Origin of the sequence: Mycobacterium palustre (assembly GCF_002101785.1) — a bacterium.
Lineage (GTDB): Bacteria > Actinomycetota > Actinomycetes > Mycobacteriales > Mycobacteriaceae > Mycobacterium > Mycobacterium palustre.
On the sequence record NZ_LQPJ01000050.1, the window covers coordinates 1 to 1,118 of the forward strand.

The following is a 1,118-nucleotide window of genomic DNA, read 5'->3' on the forward strand; positions in this document are numbered from 1 at the left end:
ACACTCAACGCCGCCACAGCGCACTCAGCGGCCTACCACCCATCAGCCGCCTGTAACCAACGTTATGGCCGGGTACACCTAGGTGTGGTCGCCGCCCGGCTGCCGGGCCGGCGCGCGGTGCGGCCGCGCGGCGAAGTAGCCCGCGACCGTCGCGGTCACCTGAAGAAAGCTACGCCGTGTCGACGGGGCCAATTCGCGGGTCACGTCGATGACGCCGCCCGGCCGTAGGTGGGGGTCGAACGGCACCTCGACCACCGGCTGCCCGTGCTCGACGAACTCGCGGGCCAGCAGCTCGCGGGTGCGCTTGTCGGCGTGGCCGTCGGAGTCGTTGAGCACCACGACGGTGTGGCCCAGCAGGCCGGTCTTGCCTTTCTCCGACAACCACTCCATGGTCCGCGCGGCGGCGGAGGCACCGTCGGCCCACGGCGAAGACACCACGATCAGCGCGTCTAGATCGCGCAGGACCTCCTGGGTGACCGGTGAATCCATCGTCGAGCCGCAGTCGATGACCGAGATGGTGAAGTGCCGGTCGAGTCGCAGCGCGGCTTCGCGGTAGATCGCGGGGTCGAGCACCCGGCGCGGCCCCGATGCCGGCTCGCCGCCGAGCACGTGCAGCCCGGCGGAATTGCGGCCCAGGCGCCCGACCACATCGGCGAACGACTGCAGGTTCTTGTCCGCCGTCAGCTCCCAGAACGAGCCGGTAGACCGGGGGTCGATCCGGTTGGCCAGCCGGCCGAACGCCGTGTCGGCATCGATCGCCACGACGTGGTCCTGGTGGCGCAGTTCGGCGAACAGCGACCCGACGCTCGCCGCGACGGACGTCTTGCCGACGCCGCCCTTGCCCAGCACGCCGACCTTGTAGTTGCCGTGCAGCACGGTTCGGATGGCCGCTTCGTACTCGGCCTCCTGGCGCTGCGCGGCCGAGGGGCCGAGCTTGACGAGGCCGAAGGTGGCCAGCCGCAAGAGGCGTCGCCAACCGCGGTCGGGAAGCTGCGCCGCAAGCGGGACCGGCGGGCCGGAAGGCGGGAAGCCGGTGGGCTGCTGGGGTGGGCCCGCGGGCCGATGGGGAGGCGCCGGCGGGCGCGGCGGGGCCCCGGGAGGCGCGGGTGGGCGCGGTC

The 1,118-nt window shown here is 72.5% G+C and carries 1 protein-coding gene; it reads right to left on the minus strand.

The genetic code is table 11. From position 1 onward, the window contains the following. Positions 1-78: 78 nt before the first annotated feature. On the minus strand, positions 79-1,118 hold a 1,040-nt coding region (locus AWC19_RS03840), incomplete at its 5' end, for a MinD/ParA family ATP-binding protein (protein WP_245848700.1).